At 49.0% G+C, this 17,448-nt stretch carries 17 protein-coding genes and 5 tRNA genes; 7 read left to right on the top strand and 15 right to left on the bottom strand.

From position 1 onward, the window contains the following. The first annotated feature begins 3 nt into the window (after positions 1–3). Complete coding sequence (locus IPH59_04790) at positions 4–972, top strand: OmpA family protein (GenBank protein MBK7091023.1); 969 nt, start codon at positions 4–6, stop codon at positions 970–972. Between the two features lies 1 nt (position 973). On the opposite strand, the gene IPH59_04785 is transcribed toward IPH59_04790, so the two are convergent. The 14 genes from IPH59_04785 to IPH59_04720 form a co-directional block, all read right to left on the bottom strand. After that, positions 974–1,047, bottom strand: a tRNA-Arg gene (locus IPH59_04785). Positions 1,048–1,072: 25 nt separating this feature from the next. Beyond that, a complete protein-coding gene (apt, locus tag IPH59_04780; GenBank protein MBK7091022.1) occupies positions 1,073–1,597 on the bottom strand; it encodes an adenine phosphoribosyltransferase in 525 nt (174 codons plus the stop codon). Between the two features lie 2 nt (positions 1,598–1,599). Then, positions 1,600–1,881 (bottom strand): acylphosphatase, encoded by a 282-nt coding sequence (locus IPH59_04775; GenBank protein MBK7091021.1) that lies wholly within the window; start codon positions 1,879–1,881, stop codon positions 1,600–1,602. Next, a complete protein-coding gene (locus tag IPH59_04770) occupies positions 1,878–2,348 on the bottom strand; it encodes a TIGR00725 family protein (protein MBK7091020.1) in 471 nt (156 codons plus the stop codon). The genes IPH59_04775 and IPH59_04770 overlap by 4 nt, the downstream gene beginning before the upstream one ends. 41 nt (positions 2,349–2,389) lie before the next feature. Beyond that, positions 2,390–3,577 (bottom strand): class I SAM-dependent rRNA methyltransferase, encoded by a 1,188-nt coding sequence (locus tag IPH59_04765; GenBank protein MBK7091019.1) that lies wholly within the window; start codon positions 3,575–3,577, stop codon positions 2,390–2,392. A gap of 54 nt (positions 3,578–3,631) precedes the next feature. Next, a tRNA-Pro gene (locus tag IPH59_04760) sits at positions 3,632–3,708 on the bottom strand. Between the two features lie 109 nt (positions 3,709–3,817). Beyond that, positions 3,818–3,892 (bottom strand) — tRNA-Cys (locus IPH59_04755). Positions 3,893–3,972: 80 nt separating this feature from the next. Next, positions 3,973–4,045 (bottom strand) — tRNA-Gly (locus IPH59_04750). Positions 4,046–4,134: 89 nt separating this feature from the next. After that, positions 4,135–5,280, bottom strand: coding sequence for a hypothetical protein (locus IPH59_04745; GenBank protein ID MBK7091018.1), 1,146 nt, complete (start codon positions 5,278–5,280; stop codon positions 4,135–4,137). After that, the gene (locus IPH59_04740) at positions 5,244–6,050 is read right to left on the bottom strand and encodes a hypothetical protein (protein MBK7091017.1); all 807 of its coding nucleotides are present in this window, start codon (positions 6,048–6,050) and stop codon (positions 5,244–5,246) included. The genes IPH59_04745 and IPH59_04740 overlap by 37 nt, the downstream gene beginning before the upstream one ends. Positions 6,051–6,133: 83 nt before the next feature. Continuing rightward, positions 6,134–7,618 (bottom strand): glycogen synthase GlgA, encoded by a 1,485-nt coding sequence (gene glgA, locus IPH59_04735; GenBank protein ID MBK7091016.1) that lies wholly within the window; start codon positions 7,616–7,618, stop codon positions 6,134–6,136. A 33-nt stretch (positions 7,619–7,651) separates the two neighbouring features. After that, the gene (gene galT / locus IPH59_04730; protein MBK7091015.1) at positions 7,652–8,653 is read right to left on the bottom strand and encodes a galactose-1-phosphate uridylyltransferase; all 1,002 of its coding nucleotides are present in this window, start codon (positions 8,651–8,653) and stop codon (positions 7,652–7,654) included. 120 nt (positions 8,654–8,773) lie between these two features. Further along, positions 8,774–10,078, bottom strand: coding sequence for a hypothetical protein (locus tag IPH59_04725; GenBank protein ID MBK7091014.1), 1,305 nt, complete (start codon positions 10,076–10,078; stop codon positions 8,774–8,776). A gap of 28 nt (positions 10,079–10,106) precedes the next feature. Then, a complete protein-coding gene (locus tag IPH59_04720) occupies positions 10,107–10,475 on the bottom strand; it encodes a hypothetical protein (protein ID MBK7091013.1) in 369 nt (122 codons plus the stop codon). A gap of 256 nt (positions 10,476–10,731) precedes the next feature. Here IPH59_04720 and purD point away from each other — a divergent pair, with 256 nt between their 5' ends. From purD to IPH59_04695, 5 genes are all read left to right on the top strand, one after another. Then, entirely contained in the window at positions 10,732–12,018 is a 1,287-nt protein-coding gene (gene purD, locus IPH59_04715; protein MBK7091012.1) for a phosphoribosylamine--glycine ligase, read from the top strand. 112 nt (positions 12,019–12,130) lie between these two features. Then, positions 12,131–13,000 carry a tetratricopeptide repeat protein gene (locus IPH59_04710; protein ID MBK7091011.1) on the top strand — a complete coding sequence of 290 codons (870 nt, stop codon included), beginning with the start codon at positions 12,131–12,133 and terminating at the stop codon, positions 12,998–13,000. Between the two features lie 107 nt (positions 13,001–13,107). Then, positions 13,108–14,115, top strand: coding sequence for a cysteine synthase family protein (locus IPH59_04705; GenBank protein ID MBK7091010.1), 1,008 nt, complete (start codon positions 13,108–13,110; stop codon positions 14,113–14,115). After that, positions 14,099–14,833: a DUF1573 domain-containing protein gene (locus IPH59_04700; GenBank protein MBK7091009.1), complete on the top strand. Its 735-nt coding sequence runs from the start codon at positions 14,099–14,101 to the stop codon at positions 14,831–14,833. The genes IPH59_04705 and IPH59_04700 overlap by 17 nt, the downstream gene beginning before the upstream one ends. A gap of 199 nt (positions 14,834–15,032) precedes the next feature. Next, positions 15,033–15,104, top strand: a tRNA-Arg gene (locus tag IPH59_04695). 23 nt (positions 15,105–15,127) lie between these two features. On the opposite strand, the gene IPH59_04690 is transcribed toward IPH59_04695, so the two are convergent. Further along, a complete protein-coding gene (locus IPH59_04690) occupies positions 15,128–16,642 on the bottom strand; it encodes a glycosyltransferase family 39 protein (GenBank protein MBK7091008.1) in 1,515 nt (504 codons plus the stop codon). Positions 16,643–16,761: 119 nt separating this feature from the next. On the opposite strand from IPH59_04690, the gene IPH59_04685 reads away from it, so the two are divergent. After that, a complete protein-coding gene (locus IPH59_04685; GenBank protein MBK7091007.1) occupies positions 16,762–17,415 on the top strand; it encodes a hypothetical protein in 654 nt (217 codons plus the stop codon). Positions 17,416–17,448 lie beyond the last annotated feature (33 nt).

Raw genomic sequence — 17,448 nt, 5'->3', positions numbered from 1 at the left:
TCGATGCCGGAAGATAATCTCCAAGAACCTATAATAATCATCAAGAAAAAGGGCGGTCACGGCGGCGGCCATCATGGCGGCTCGTGGAAAGTTGCGTATGCGGATTTTGTCACTTCGATGATGGCCTTTTTCCTTGTTCTCTGGTTGGTTGCGCAGTCAGAGAGCGTCAAGGAAAGTGTCGCCGGCTATTTTCAAAACCCGACCGGTTTCAAGAAGGGCGGCAGTGTCTCGGTGCTTCCGAATAAGGGCCAAACGATCATCGAAATGAAAAGCAAAGCGATGATGACCGAAGAGCAATTCCGGAAGATGCGCGAGCGTGAGGTTCGGAAGAAGCTTCAAGAAGCCGGCTCTGAGATAATGAAGAAGCTGCGCTCCAATCCAAGTTTCGAGCGCCTCAAGAATCAAATCGAAGTTAAGATGACTGCCGAAGGATTGCGCATCCAGTTGCTCGAAGCCTCGGGCGAATCGTTCTTTGAGCGCGGTTCAGCGCAGTTAAAACCGTTTACTCAACAACTTCTGGGAATGGTAGCAGAAGAAATCAGCCAGCTTCCGAATCGTGTCATCATTGAAGGGCATACTGATGCCTATCAATATGCTGACGGCGCAACCTATACAAATTGGGAGCTGTCGGTTGACCGCTGCAATTCCGCGCGGCGTTGGATGAAAGCAAATGGTCTCCGTAGAGACCAAGTCGCGGAAATTCGCGGATTCGCCGATACCGAACCAAAAATCCCTGCAAACCCAGGTGATCCGGGTAACCGCAGAATAGCAATCATAGTTGCCAACGACTTTTCGGGCATGAATTTCACTGACAAGAACGTTGAAGTGACGGAAAGAGACATTGCGCGGCAAGATTCTTTGCAGATTCCGGAAGAGGCCATTACAGCACCGTTGCCCCAACAAGATACAGCTAGGATCAATTCCGGAGAGCCATCTCCGACAGAGCCATCCCCTCCCGATTCTGACAATTAACTGCCCTCGGCGTGATTCGAACACGCGGCCAAGAGTTTAGGAAACTCCTGCTCTGTCCATCTGAGCTACGAGGGCAAGAACTTTTGCAGCTGTGGCAGGTCTATTTCTCTGAATCGTAATTGATCAATGTCAATACGTCGTAGTCGCCAAGCTTTTTGCGCCCACCAAGAAATGACAGCTCAATCAGGAATCCGAGCCCGGTTACCTTCGCACCGAGTTTTTCGATCAACTTGGTTGAAGCTCTCGCTGTCCCGCCGGTAGCAAGCAGGTCATCAATAATGAGCACTCTATCGCGCTTGTTAACCGCGTCCTTGTGAACTTCAAGGCTGTCCGTGCCATATTCCAACTTGTAGCTTTGGCGAACAGTGTCCCACGGAAGCTTGCCTTTCTTGCGGATCGGTACCAAACCGACGCCAAGCGCCATAGCAATCGGACCACCGAATATGAAGCCTCGCGATTCGATTACTCCAACCTTAGTGATTTTGTGTTTGGCGAAGTGCAGGCAGAATAGGTCAATCGCGTGTTCATAAGCAACCGGGTCCTGCAACAACGTGGTGATGTCGCGAAACACAATCCCCTTCTTGGGAAAGTCAGGGATACTGCGAATTTTAGATTTAAGATCCATACCTAATACTTTACAAAAAATCGGTCATAAGTCATTTTAAAAGGCTTCCACTCCATCTGAAACTCGAATACCTCCGAATGTCGCGGCCCCTTGCGAATATCATTCAAGAAGTCCATGACAACCTGCTTTTCGCCCTCTACTTCAATCTCAAGCGCCCCCGTTTCGAGATTACGCACAAAACCGAATATGGGATAGGATTCGGCCTTAGTCGTCACAAAAAAGCGAAATCCAACTCCCTGGACTCGCCCCGTAATTAGCGCCCTTGCGCAAGCCATTTCCGTCATCGACGTATCTCCTGAAGAATTTTCTCGACCGCTTCCTGCGGACTATCGACTTTGGTTACCAATGGTGACACATCCCAAGAGCCTAACGAAACCACTGGCTTCTTTTCAAGTAATGCAAATGCCATTTCCGAAAGAGTTCCAAACTTCCCGGGAAATGCAATGATGCCATCTGCGGTCATGACGATTATGGTATTGCGCGCCTCACCGATGCCGCTGCAAATGGCGTGATCAACGTAAGGATTAGCTTCCCGATAGTCAGATGATGGCAGAATCCCTATTGTCATTCCGCCGCAACGCTTGGCTCCCTTGCATGCAGCCTCACTTACACCCCGACGACCGCCGGTGACCAAGATTGCTCCAGCCTGCGCCAATCGTTCACCCACTTCTTCTGCAAGCAAGGCTTGTTGCGGTGTGCAATCGTAGCCGCCGATAACCGCCACGTAGAGCGAATTTCGCTGTGACATCAAAATGCAGGATAACGAATGTTTATTGAGGACGCAAGAATCGATTAGCCGCGAACGCGACAGACAAAAGACTTGAGATAGCGAGATTCAGGGAAATAGACCGACCACGGATGATCGGGCGACTGCGTAACATAGTGCAAAATCTCCAATTGCCGCCCGGTCTGCACTGATGCGCGTCTTAACATGAACAGGAAATCTTCCTCGCGGAAGTATGTTGAACAGCTGGAAGTAATCAGTATGCCATTGGGCTTTATCAATCGCATAGCTGCACGATTGAGAAAGTGATATGCCTTTCTTCCCGACTCCAAATCGTTCTGTGACTTCACCAGAGCAGGCGGATCAAGCATTACAACATCGAATGGGTCCTGAGGTATATCTCCCAGCCACTGGAAGACATCTGCTGTCTCCCAAGTGATTCGATCAATTGGCAGATTATTCAATTCAGCAATGTGCGAACAAAGATCCAGCGCCTGACCCGAGCTATCTACATTGAATATTGATTCAGCGCCACCCAGGAGTGCCGCAATGGAAAAACTGCCCGAATGCGAAAACAAATTTAGAATTCTGCCGTTGTTTGCCATTTGGCGGATCGCCTTGCGAAGATCTTTCTGGTCGAGGAAGAACCCAGTCTTTTGTCCCGCCAGAACGTCGGCAACAAACTTGATTCCATTTTCTAAGAACTCGACTTCCTCCACATCGGCGCCATAGAGTAGACCGTCAGTCTCCTCTATCCCCTCTTCCTTTCTCACTGGAATATCACTCCGCTCCACAATTGCTCTGGGAGTGAATTCTTCAATTAGAACCTTTGTCACCAGTTCTTTGAGACGATCAACTCCTGCTGTGGAAGACTGTATCACAAAGACATCATTGTATCGATCGATGATCAGTCCGGGAAGACAATCGGCTTCTCCAAAGACGAGCCTGTAACCCGTCGTGTCGGTGCCATTGTCATATCCCAGCAGTGAACGCTGCTCTTGGGCGGCAATGATTCGAGCGCGTATCCAATCATAGTCAATTTCGGCTTTACCAAATTCAAAAACGCGCACCGCTATTTGCGAGTGAGTCGAGAAAGTCCCAGTTCCAATGATCTGGCCAGCCGCATCAGCTACATGCACGAGTTCGCCGTTATCGAGTTGATCCAGCGGTGACGCGAAGGCACCAGAAAAAACCCAAGGATGCCGAAAGATGACGTTGTTTTCTTTTCCCGGTTTTAACTTGAGGATAGGATACAATTTCGTGCTCTAACAGTTACGAGTTTACGGCTGGACAGCAAGCCGCGAAAATTATGGTCGGGGTGAAAGGATTTGAACCTTCGGCCCCTTAGTCCCGAACCAAGTGCTCTACCAGGCTGAGCTACACCCCGACTAAGAGACGCACAGTTTATGCGAATTCTCGGAAATGTCAACGGAATTTTTGGCGGCAACAATGTAAACAATAAACCCGCAATCCTTCAGAAGGTTGCGGGTCAATTTTGGAGGCGGCTCCGAGATTCGAACCCGGGAATGGAGGTTTTGCAGACCTCTGCCTTACCACTTGGCTAAGCCGCCGTAATATTATCAAACCCTTGCAGACACCAGCCCGCATTAATGTTGATCGGATTAACTCGTTTGGGCCGGACACTAAAAAAAGCGGGAGACGGGACTCGAACCCGCGACAACAACGTTGGCAACGTTGTACTCTACCAACTGAGTTACTCCCGCGTAGCAAACATCTGCGTCGTCCAATATATCGGCAAATGCCTCGGTGTCAACAGAATTTTCGAAAACTCTGCGAACTTCATTAATATCGACTAATCACTCTCCGGCAAACCGCGAAGAAGCGGCGGAAACGGCGAACGATAGCTTTCGTCAAATAACCACGGAGCCTTGGTTGTCAGCTCATTGGCTATTCTCTGCATTGTTTCCATATCACCGCGTCCGGAAGCTTCCCGAATTTGGCGAATTCGGGGTTCAAATGCATTCGTATCGGCAGCTGCTGCCAAATCGAAGTAGTACGTTGCGCTATCGGTCTGCCGTAACTTACTGAAGACATCACCCATCGAGTATGATAGAACAGAGTAGTCTTCTCCCAAGAGTGCCCTGGCTTCACGTAGCGTCTGCAAGGCGACTTCCGGCGCTGAACGCGTGGAATGATAGAACGCGTCGCTTAGCTTCTGGACAAAGTTGATATCCGGATGTACGACATCTTTGCTCATATCAACTTCACCTGTGCGCCGCCAAATGACCTTGTATTGGCGCTCGCGTAGAAATCCGGTAGGAGTGTAATTGTGTCGAAATTCCGAATGAAGCATCAGTGCTCTTTCTGCCGGCGCCGACGGTTTGTAACCGGTTGAAAACAGTATGAAGTCCGGATTCTGCTCAAGCAGATAGGTGTTGTTGAACCGTCGCTCTTTCCAGGTCGAGGCAATGCCCTCTATCTTTTCGGGATTGCGAGCAATGTAGGCATCTGTCAGTCCAAGAAGGTCGATCACTCGATGACCGATCAATTGGTAACTGATCATACCGATGGTGCTAGTCGCAAGCGAGAAGTCGTTTCCCATGTGTTTCTTCAGCATCGTTCCCATGAAATGCATCTTTCGGACAATGTTCTGCTCGAAATACCAGAAAGTCTCCACATGATCTTGCGATAATGACTTTGAGCCAAACGCAAACAACACACATGCCACGCTGGACACCATGACTGCGGTCTTGACCTGCTTGACAAACTGCTCGGCTAAGACATAGATCGATGCTACGAAGAGAAAGTAGAGAACGGGTACTACGGGAACAAAGAACCGATAGACTTTGAGAACGTCTCCCCCAACCCAAACAATGTAAGCGGTGTATACAAGGACGAATAGATAGAGCAACGAAAACCGTTCCCACAGTTTTTTGATTGCGAGGATTGGAAGCAGGAAGATCAGTCCAAAACCCCTACGGTCTTCGTGAAATACCACAAATACTCCAGTCCGCTAAGTATATACTCCAACCCGACGCCGCTTTTGGCGTAATACGGATTAGGGAACAGTGAACCGTAATAGGTCAGTTTGAAGACAGCAAACGGCACGAGTGGCACAACGTACAGAAGAAAGTACTCAACAGGAAGACGCCGATTTTGGAGTATGCGCTGAATCAAAATCACTCCAAATACAACAACGCCTTCCGGCCGCAATAAACTTGCAATTATCAGAAGAGCAGGAGTGAGACGCGGTCGTAGGTACTCCGAGACAACCGCCGACATAGCCATACAGGCAAACGCTGCCGTTTCAAGACTCGCAATCGCCCAATAGGCAATCGCCAAGTTGCTCAGCAGAACCAGTGCCAGTCCACCGTAAAATGTCCACGTACGTCCCTCGTAGTGATGCTGAACCAGAAGCATCAAAAGTACAAAAAGTCCTGCTCCGGATGCTACACCCAGAACCTGGGAAGTTGGCAAATAATCAATGCCGAATAGCCCCTTGGCGAGCGCTAAGATCATCACCCAGAGGAAATTGGTGTAACCTTCGACACGTTCGCCGATGTTGAATACCAATCCATCGCCATTAAGAAAGTTCTCGGCATAGCGGAACGAGATGTAGGCATCATCCTGGGTTAACTCAAAGTAGAAGCATGAATAAATGAAAACGCCGACGGCGATTGCCATCAGCGCATAGAGCCAGAACTTCTCATTTGGATTTGATTCTGCCCGCCGAGGAGTTGCAGGTTGTTTATCGCGCTTCTTGACCATACCAAAGTCGAATATAAATCGTGGATTCAGAAACGCAACGATTGTTAGCAATATGATTGATTAGCGTCGATTCGCACCCTGCCTTAGACGCCTAACGCTTTCTCGTAGACTTCGACATATCGCTTGGCCGACTTCTTCCACGAAAAGTCCTGTTTCATTCCCCTCTTCATGAGCGATAGCCAAGACTTCTTCTTTTCGAATAGCGCTAGGGCCTGACTAACAGCCGAGAGAAGCGCCTCTCCGGTGTATTCCTCGAACAGGAAACCAGTAGCTTTTGCTTTTGCTTGACGGTAGTCGACAATAGTATCTGCCAGCCCGCCGGTCTTGCGAGCAATCGGCACAGTTCCATATCGAAGACTATACAACTGATTTAGGCCGCACGGTTCGAAGCGCGAAGGCATCAAAAACATGTCGGAGCCGGCTTCAATAAGGTGCGCGAGACGCTCGTCAAACTTGAAGTTAACACTGATTCGCTCCGGATACTTCGCTGCCAACCCTTCAAAAAGCTCGTGATACTTCTCTTGACCGGTACCAAGCAATACAAATGTGAAGTCGAGATCAAACAACTCGTCCGCAACTTCTTCAATGAGATCAAACCCTTTTTGGTCCGCCAAACGGCTGATTACACCAATTAGTGGTTTCTCGATCCTGTTCTCGCCCAATCCCGCCAGTTTCAGAAGCTCCAATTTATTAGTAGCCTTATCGGCAACCGAATCTTGGTCATAGGACTTCGCGATCAGTTTATCGTTTGCCGGCGACCAAGTATCATAGTCCACACCGTTAACAATCCCATAAAGTGCGGCACGCCGATCATGCAGCACACCCTCAAGTCCATAACCAAACTCATTGGACGACTGTATCTCTTTGGCATACGTCTCGCTAACTGTATTGATAGCGTCAGCGAAAACGATCCCCGCTTTGAGAAAGTTCACTTCACCCCAAAATTCAAACGGCGAGGTCGGATAGTAATACGACTTGTTGATCCCCAAGTCAGCGAAGGTGTCAGCTTCGAAAAGTCCCTGGTAGGCCACATTGTGAATGGTCAAAACGGTCTTGGTATTCTTGAAGAACGGATGATCGCGTTCAGCGGTCTTGAGATATGCCGGTATCAAAGCAGACTGCCAATCATTGGCATTGATGATATCAGGTTTGAAATCAAGTCGCTCCAAAGCCAAAAGCACGGCTCTCGCAAAGAAAGCAAAACGAATGTGATTGTCGGCGTAGTCTTTTCCGGTAGCAGGGTCAACGTAGAGTGATTCGCGATCAAACAATTCGTCGCACTGGATGAAGTAGGTTTCCAGTTTGTTATTCTTGGCAATATCTCGCTGCAATAGATTAAACCGCCACTCTCGGCCACCTACCCAAACACTTAAATCGGTAAATCGCCCGACACGAAAAATGTCATGGCGATCGATTTTGACTGTGCGATAAAGCGGAGAAAACAAAGCTACTCGGTGTTTGAGATCCGCCAGCTGTTGTGGTAGTGCCCCGGCGACGTCTGCGAGCCCGCCGGTTTTTGAGTAAGGCATCGCCTCACTGGCAACGTAAGCAATATTCAACTTTCCCATGTTCGAAACCCCTCCATCCCTTGGTTGGGCTAACTATGACACGGTAATTTCCCGCAAGTACAAAGCCGCATCTTCAGGGGCTACCGGGTTAATGTAGAACCCAGAACCCCACTCAAATCCGGCAATCTTTGTCAATTTGGGAATTATCTCCATGTGCCAATGATAGTATTCCTTGCCCGAATTACTAAACGCATCGGTATGAATTACATAATTATAGGGCGGATCGGCTAAGGCTGTCCGAAGTTTCGACAGCGTGATCTTGACGATTCCGGCTAAATCTAAAGCCATGCTATCACTCAGCTTGCTATAGTCCGATTCATGCGACTTCGGCAGTATCCAAGTCTCGAAAGGAAAACGCGGCGCAAACGGCTCGATCGCAATGAATCCATCAGTCTCATACACTACTCGTTTTCCTGCGCTGACTTCCTGACGCATAATATCGCAGAAAATGCAGCGTTCCTTATATGTAAAGTAGCGCTCGCTGCCTTCCAGTTCGGACTGAACTCTAATCGGCACAACCGGTGTTGCGATCAATTGTGAATGAGCATGCTCCAACGAAGCACCTGCGGCTTCTCCTTGATTCTTGAAAGCCAGCAAGTACTTGAAGCGAATGTCCTTTTTTAAATCGATCATGCGAGACTTGTAGGCAAGAAACACTTGCTTCGCTTGTTCAGCTTGAAGATCGACAAGATCCAGTTGGTGATCGGGCGTTTCAATGACAACTTCGTGCGCCCCAATTCCATTCATTCGATCGTAGATACCTTCACCTTCCCGGTTCAAGTCTCCTTCGATCTTAAGCGCAGGGTACTTGTTCGAGATTACTCGCATGTCCCAGCCCGGATTGTTGGGACTGCTTCCATTGTTACGGAGCGAAAATATCTCCGGTGGTGTCATGGCTTCGTTGCCCGGACAAAACGGACAGCTTTTTGGTTCTTTGCTCTTTACAGCTGGTGCGAAATCACTGGGACGTTTTCCGCGTTCAGTAGAAATGATGACCCAACGGCCAACAATGGGGTCTTTTCGCAGTTCAGGCATGAATCTTTTCCTTGCTCAGGTGCCAATCGACAAATCGCAACATAAGACGACGCGTGCTGCCGGTCAACGCCTTTGTTTTCTGAACCAACAATGTGGAGGAAGAAAACTTGGGGTAGCGCGCTATTCGCGTGCTTTCCATCCAGAACGGTGAGCCGATGTCGCCTGTGAGATATATCGGACTAATTCGACATCTGCGTTAGTCATCTCTCGACCGCGCCGACTCATCACGATTTTTGCTGTGGATATCGCCTTATCGACATCGTACTCGACGAATCCATCTTTGCCGCCCCACTGAAATGAAGGAACGAATCGTCCACCTGCGAGTCCGCCGCCAAATATGTTTACGGAATGTCCCATTACCATACCGGTTGTCAGCAATGTCCCGATTCCAGTTTTGGCGTGGTCGCCAATGAAACTGCCAACCTTGTTGAGGCCCGTGCTTATGAGCCCGCTTGGTAGCTCGACCTTTATCTCGCCGTAGTTATTCTTCAAATCCGAATTGGTCGTCATTGCACCGAAATTTACCCACTCGCCGACGTAAGCATGTCCAATGAAACCATCGTGATACTTATTGGAGTATCCATGAAAGATTGATTCTTCAACTTCGCCGCCGACTCGGCAATGCGGACCAAATGAACACCCAGCTCGAATCTTGCCCCCTACCAATTGACAGTTGTCTCCGACATAGCAGGGACCTTCAATCCGTGTGTGCGGCGCAACAATGACGTTTTCGCCGAAATAAACCGGGCCACCGCGCGCATCAATCACAACCTGCCCGTCGACGCGGCAACCTTTGCCCATATACACATCATCGACATTGTAAATCAGACAATCGTCGTCTACTTCTGAGTCACTAAATATATCGCTGAGATTCAGTTCAGGAATCAACAACTCAAAGTCACGGGCAATCTCATCAGCGTTGTGATGAACGATGTCCCAAAGATAACGGACGCTCTTGAGTTTTCCTTCGATGGTTTCAACTGCAGAAGCAGTAGCAAGAATCGCACTGTAGAAGCTATCCCGTCGACATTCGAGTAATGCACGTTCGAGCGCCCGGTACGTTCCACCGCTCGTTGATACACGAAGCAACGCCAGCGTTCCACCGACCATGATCGCGCAATCTGAACTACGCTCCAGAACGTCCTCAATCAGATCCTCTTCAGCAAGGAATCGCGGATTGATGAAGATTGCTTCGTCGAAATCTGCGGCGCCGGTTTCATTCACCTTACGTCCCAGCGACTCGGTTAGTGCCGCCGCGAGGTACTTTCTGGTGAGTAATCGAAACTCATCATGTTCGATTCGCGCCGTCCATTTGTCACCGAGCGACAAAATTCCGCACAGCAACTCCGCCGGCGTATGAGATAACGAGAGCGGATAAAAGTCGTCGACCTGCTCGTCTTCGAAGAACAATATTATTCTTTTCATTGGAGATACCTAATAAGTGAAGCCGCTGTCAATCCTTGAACAAGCTGTCCCAGGCAGCGCGATCTTTGTCCTTCTTGCTTGTGAAGGTACGAGCTTTCGCCTGACGCGACAACGAAAACGCTTCCGATTCCTTGACTTCTGGGTTCTTCTTGCTGACCGGAACTTCAAGGCCGCGTGGAGTGAAGTATTCGCAGAAATTTGCCTTCTCTTTGTATCGCACCCATTCAGCTTGATTCTCAAGGCACTGATGATGGGCATCGCGATCGTAGAATCGACAGTTGTAACAACACTTCAGCGGTTGGTCGCATTTTTGGCAATGGTCATTGCGATTGGCTTTGCCTTCAAGTCGATTCTCGGTCTTACACGACCAACAAATAACGATGTTAGAGGGACTCATAAAAATATGTACCGATGTAACTGTAACTTCCCTGTTATTGGGCGCTGTTATGTATAATTCAAAATCTTGGTCGGTCCAGAAGCTGAACCGCAAAAGCATTCAGGAGCCATTATATCAAAGTCTCCAATAATGTCAACAAAAACAATTCGAGAAAGTTCGCGCCTTTGAGGAGAATATCGACAGAAAAATTCATTGCATTAGGACCTCTCGACACTTAATATTTGAGGCTTCAATGGATACGAAAGGTGTGAATTAGTTGCGAATTCTAGTTGTTGGCTCCGGTGGTCGTGAACATGCGATGTGTTGGAAGCTCTCCAAAAGCCCTTTGGTGGAAAAGCTTTACTGCGCACCGGGCAATGCCGGCATATTTCGGGTTGCCGAACTTGTCAACATCAATGCTGAGGATATCGACAATCTCGTTCGGTTCGCTCGTGAAAAGCAAATCGATCTGACCATTGTCGGACCTGAACTTCCCCTTTCTCTCGGCATCGTCGATCGCTTTGAAACCGAAAAACTCCGGATTTTTGGACCGACAAAAGCAGCCGCCGAAATCGAATACTCCAAGGCTTACGCCAAGCAATTCATGCGAAAACACCATATTCCGACCGCGAGCTTTATGGTCTTTGAGGACATGAAGGAGGCTATCACCTTCGTCCGCAGTGCCGGAATGCCGATTGTAATTAAGGCCGACGGTTTGGCTGCCGGCAAGGGCGTAACCGTCGCTCGTAGCGCTGAAGAAGCCGAAGCTACAATTCGCGACATGATGCAGAAACGCCAATTTGGCGAAGCTGGAGCCCGGGTCGTGGTCGAGCACTTCATGACTGGCGAAGAGGCATCCGTCTTTGCGTTTACTGACGGTAAGAATATTTTGACGACTATCGCGTCTCAGGATCACAAACGTGTCGGTAATGGCGATTCCGGTCCGAATACGGGTGGAATGGGAGCCTATGCCCCTGTGCCGTTTGTTTCTGAGAAGATTCTAAAAGATATTCATGATTTGGTGCTTGAACCCGCAGTACACGGACTTGCCGAGGAAGGACGTCCGTTTAAGGGCGTCTTGTTCGCCGGATTGATGATGACTGAACGCGGCCCCAAAGTCATTGAATTCAATTGCCGACTTGGCGATCCGGAGACTCAGGTAATACTGCCGCTTCTAAAGAATGACTTCGCTCAGCTTGTCAGCAGCGCGGTCGATGGTACACTTGATAGCGAGACCCTTGAGTGGGAGGATGCGTACGCAGTTTGCGTAGTCATGACATCTGGCGGCTATCCAGGCAATTACCAAAAGGGCCGCGAGATTAACGGCCTGCGCGATATCAAAGATCAGGACGCGCTGGTTTTCCACGCCGGCACGAAGTTTGAAAACCGGCGATTCTTCACTAACGGAGGTCGCGTGTTGGGTGTTACGGCGGTCGACGAACACATTGACAATGCGGTCGCCAAAGCGTACGAAACCGTTGAACGGATACGTTTTGAGGATGGTCACTTTCGAACAGATATTGCCTACAAGGCAGGAAGCAAGAAATTCAAGTTCTCATATTAGGGGAACAACCGGCGCATTTGAATGTATTAGAAGTAGTAACGTGGACGGCAATACCCCACGATATGATATTGAATAAGAAATTGTGTTTCAACTATCGAGGAGACGAGAATTGATGAAAGCAAAAGCAATCATCGCAATAATGCTGACGTTATCCCTAACGTCGCTGGGATTTGCACAGAGCAACGAAGCAAAAGCAAAATTCAACGCGGGCCTCACCGCAAATCAGGCTGGCAAATACGCTGAGGCTGAGAAAGAACTACTTGAAGCTGTTAAGCTCGACGCAACCTACAAACAGGCTTGGGTCGAATTAGGAACGGCGCAACTTCACCTAAAAAAGCTTCCACAGTCTGAAGAGTCGTTCAAGAAGGTCGTTACATTGGACGCAAGCGATGTCGTCGGACACAAAAATCTTGGGCTTGTTCAATTGGAGGCCAAGAAATACCAATTGGCTGAAGCTTCCCTACTCAAAGCATTGCAGATCAAACATGGCGACGGCGAAGTCCAAAAGGCTCTCGGTCAGCTTTACTACCAGCAGAACAATTGGGATAAGGCGATTGAGTACTATAAGCTTTACAATACCGCAAATTCGGTTGATGCCAAGAGCCATTTCTTTATGGCAAAGGCCTACAAGGAAAAGGGTGATTTGGCGACGGCCGAGTCTGAGTATCAACAAGCGGTGAAAATCGATCCGAAGCTTGCTGATGCCCATATCAATTTGGGGAATCTGTACATGGCTCAAGAGAAGTTCGGAGCTGCCGCAAGTTCGTTCAAAGCCGCCCTTGCAGCAGACCGAAACATGGTAAAGGCACATTATGCGCTTGCCGGAGCTTATCAAGGCAGTCAGAACTTTGACGCTGCGCTTGCCTCTTACAAGGAATTCGTTCGCTTGGCTGAAGGCAAAGCGGCCATGAAGACTATGGTTACGAACGCCAAACAACTAATCACTCAGATTGAAGCCCATCTCGAGCAGGCGGGCGAGTAAGTTCCAAGCAGAATTGACGCAAATTTTGACGGAGAATCTCATTTTTCATAGATTGAGATTCTCCGTTTCTGTATATTGAGCAGAACTTATTGCCCAGTGATTCTACCATGATTGAATATTCTGAATCGATTCTTGATCTAATTGGCAACACGCCCTTGGTACGGATTCCGTCCGGCGTCACCGGTTGTCGTGCCACTGTCCTCGCTAAACTTGAAACTGCAAACCCGGCCGGTTCCGTCAAGGACAGAATGGCAAAGTACGTAATCAACGCCGAAGAACGTCGTGGAAACATCAAGAGGGGCGACACAATCATTGATGCGACTTCCGGAAACACTGGTGTTGCCGCAGCTATGGTCGCTGCCGCCAAAGGCTATAAAGCTATCTTCACCGTCCCGACATCGACATCTGATGAGAAGATCAATTTGATTAAGTCATTTGGTGCGAAGGTGATCATTACCCCCTGCGAAGTCGCTTCAGACGATCCGCGCTGCCATTATGCTATTGCACAACGCTTGGCCAAAGAACACGGCTACTATTGGCTAAATCAATTCGACAACCAGCTCAATCCGGAAGCTCACTACAGCAGCACCGGTCCAGAAATCTGGCGTCAAACTGCAGGCCGTGTAACACACCTTTTTGCCGGCGTCGGCACTGGTGGAACCATTTCGGGAACGGGTAGATTCCTGAAGGAACAAAATCCGGCTATCAAAGTATATGGTGTGGAGCCGCACGGGTCGATGTTCAAAAACATACACGAAAATCGACCATTGCAGGCCGCACTTGCGCACAAAGTCGAAGGAATTGGAACTGATCGGCCGGTGGCCGCCTTCCATTCCAAGTGGATTGACCAGATCATCCAGATAGATGATGCGGTCGCCTTCCAAGCGACTCGACTCTTGAGCCGAGCCCTTGGCTTGTCTGTCGGCGGTTCGACAGGTGCAATCTATGCCGCCATCAATCAATTTTCCGCGACACTCGATAAAGACGATGTTGTCGTTTTCTTCGTGTGCGATGGCGGAATTAGATATATGACCAAGGTCTTCTCTGATGAGTGGATGAAGCAAAACAACTTCGAAGTAAACGAGGAGCCATCTCTAAATGCGATTCTTGAATAATCTGTCAATAGCAGCTTCAACGATTTTGATGTCGCTAACTATCGCTTCAAGTTCGATCTTTGCGCAGGTATCGAAGGGGCCACAGCCGCGCATTGAAGTCTCCAGCGATTACTTCTACTTCGGCTATATGCCGATCAATGCGATTGTACAGCACGTGTATTGGGTCCGCAACACAGGCAACGACACATTGCGTATCGTCACTGTCAAACCGGGCTGTGGATGCACAACTGCCCCTATTTCGAAAGATGCGATTGCTCCCGGAGATTCGGCAAATCTCAAAGTTATCTTCGATTCCAAAAACATGACCGGCAAGATGGTCAAGGATATTGACATCTTCTCGAACGATCCCAACAAGCAATCAATTGCTGTGAAGTTCTTTGCTGTCGTGAATCGCGAACACGACTTTGTTCGCGCCGAGCCAAATGTTCTTAGATTCTCTAAATTTGGATCAAAAGACGGCAAAATGATCAAGACGTTCGAAGTCCTAAATAACTTTTCGACTGACATCGAGGTCAGTTTGATTGAGCTTCCGGCCGCTAACTTCAAGATTGACAAGAAGAATGTCAAGGTACGCCCCGGTGAAAAGGCTCAATTCACTATAGAGCAACTCCAGTCGGTGACCGATGAAGCGGACGTCCTTACTTCAGTGACTTTCGAATTTGTCGGCGATGAAACGGACCGGATTACTATTCCTCTGGTAGCGCACCTGCAACAATAGTGACGCCTACGTAGCTTCATCTACTCTTTTTTCTTGACAATTCTGTCCTCGTTTGGCTATTCTATTGGCGAGGGTGTTCCTCTGTTGTCCCTGGGTAGTTTCCTAGCCCCCTCTACCCAACCAGAGCGAGCCCCTCTTTTTTATTGCCCTTGTTTTGTCTTGAATCTCAGTTAGCTTTCGTTTACATTTGCTATCTGTTGCCCCCATGGTGTAATGGATAACGCGTCGGCCTCCGGAGCCGGAGATCCAGGTTCGATCCCTGGTGGGGGTATTACTTCATTCTTCTCAATTCGGCTATTCTACCAGCCTAACCACCCACGATTCGTTACGGCGATTGTACTTAGGATTGAGCTTGTTTGCCAGAGCATCAACAAGCGACGGTTCTCCGTGAAAAACAATCTCGTACTTTCCTAACCTCTGTTGCAGCTGCTCCAAGTGCAGTTCCAGATTGTTGTCCGTGAATATAACCGCATAGCGCGGTGGGTTTGCTGGGCTGAGCTTGCCACTTAGTATCGCTGAATCAAGATCCCCCGTTTGAAACAATGCTACTGCTCCTGATCTGTCATAATTCCAATAACTGTAAGGTATGAATAGCCGCCGTTCCGTCGCATCTATTAGGATTCTGTCGGCATCAGGTTGCTGTGATAGATACACCATTGGCTCAATCGCCCCCCGTTTGCCAAAGTTGAAAGTGAACACCGCTAGACCGATCACATTGATGACCACGAACCAAGTCCAAAGTCCGAATCGCAATTTCTTGGCGTTGGCAAACCAAGAATTCTGCCTCACCGACTCATACATTCCGACCGTTCCTGCAATCATCAGCAACGGTAAAATCGTCGCCATAAAACGTTCCTGTTTCTCCGCGATGAAACTATGAATGACCACAAAGCTCACCAAAGCAGCTATCAACACAAGGTGCCTCTTGAGTACCTTCATTCGGAAGATGCTGCCGACGAATACCAGCGAAAACGGCGGAATCATAATACCCAACAACAGCAGAATGTAACGATACCACGGACCCGGGATAGTCGGCTCGCCGAGATTACCAACCATATTTCGGAAGCTACCCCAGAAGTATCCGTGAGTATAAGTATCGAGGCAGGCCTGGAATAGGATCATTGCCGCCAGAGTCGTGCAGAATACGAGTGATATCTTCCATCGCCGATTCGTCAGGAACATCGCCACAGGTACAGCGACAACCGCCGCCGCCGCTTGATAGCGGATCATAATCGCAAATCCGCACAGCACACCGGCAACTACGGCGTCCCGACTTGTGTTAGAGATTGTCTTGAGAGATCGATGAGCATAGTACAATCCCGGCAGAAGCAGATTTCCCGCTACCATCTCGGTCAGATTGCGCACGCCCAGATACGGCATGAGGAAATGCCCGGCCAACAATAGCCCACCAGTCAACGCTGTGCGCTCGTCTGTCTCCTCCTTGAGATATCGATAGCCGAAAATTACCGGTAGCAGCGAGAGCAGCGCATGTACGAGGCGATTGAAGAACATATGTGCATTGAGTTGTTCGATGCCAAACCATGCTGTCGCTTTCATGAGTCCGAGATTGAACATATTGTAGACTGCGCTGCGCAATACTCCGTAGTCCGGCTTGCCTTCCCACCGCAGCGTGCCATCTTCAAGAAACATCCCCTCTTGATGCCAGCTCCACGCAATCTCGACTGTTTCAAAGTGGTCGTCATGCGCCATATAGCCCTGGGCAAAAAGTACTGCGAGCAAGCGCAAAACAATCGCAACGACTAAGACGCTGACAAACTGGTGTCGGAGAATAAATTGAGGAGCTTTCATCGAAGATGAAGATAGCTTCAAAATCGCGATTTGCAAGGTTGTAGTCGAATTGACTTGACGAAGCGCCCTACAATCTCAATCTTGGTTGTACTTATCTATGTTGTGAGAAGGAGACCGCGATGAATGAAAAGGGCGTTTTGGGGATTCTGATAATAGTCCTACTCTGTCTGACTACAGCAGAATCTATTGCGACTACAGACTGCTCCCGTGACTATGAATTCATTGGATTCACAAAGTGCGACAGACAAGTCATTTGGATTGGTGCGAGAATTGGCGGTCAATGTCAATCAAATGGACTGCTGGCAATCGATGTTCTTGGCGACAGCTGCAGTATTCGCACGTTTGGTTTTGACTACGAGATGAAGCCTGGCTTTGTCAAGACCGCGCTTGCCCGATTCCCCGGCGAGCCGTCAAGCCTCAAAGTCGAACTCATTGACGACTGGATCCCATTAGATAGCACCCTATCGATCAGGTATCCGACAGCCCGAATCAGCTTTAGACTCCATGGAGCACGTTTTCGATTCCACGTGACAACCATGCCTGGACATGGTCAAAGTATGCCAGATGCCGCAATTGACCTCGCCGTGGATAAAGGAGGCGAGTTAGAGTTGATTTCTTATGACCCAAACGGTCTTTACTTGAACTACCGTTTTAAGGAAGTGTTCTATTTCTCCGAGTCGCGACTGCTGCTCATTTTCACAAATCAGCCGCGAATTGCCTACGGTCTCGATCAAATGCACGGCTATTTGCTGTTTCGCGTCACACACCAATAACGACCGGACGTAGCCGGCCGTCATTGAAAACAA

This window comes from bacterium (assembly GCA_016708315.1).
GTDB lineage: Bacteria > Zixibacteria > MSB-5A5 > CAIYYT01 > CAIYYT01 > JADJGC01.
Note: the sequence above shows the minus strand (reverse complement) of the source record. Positions and strands in the feature narration are given on the sequence as shown.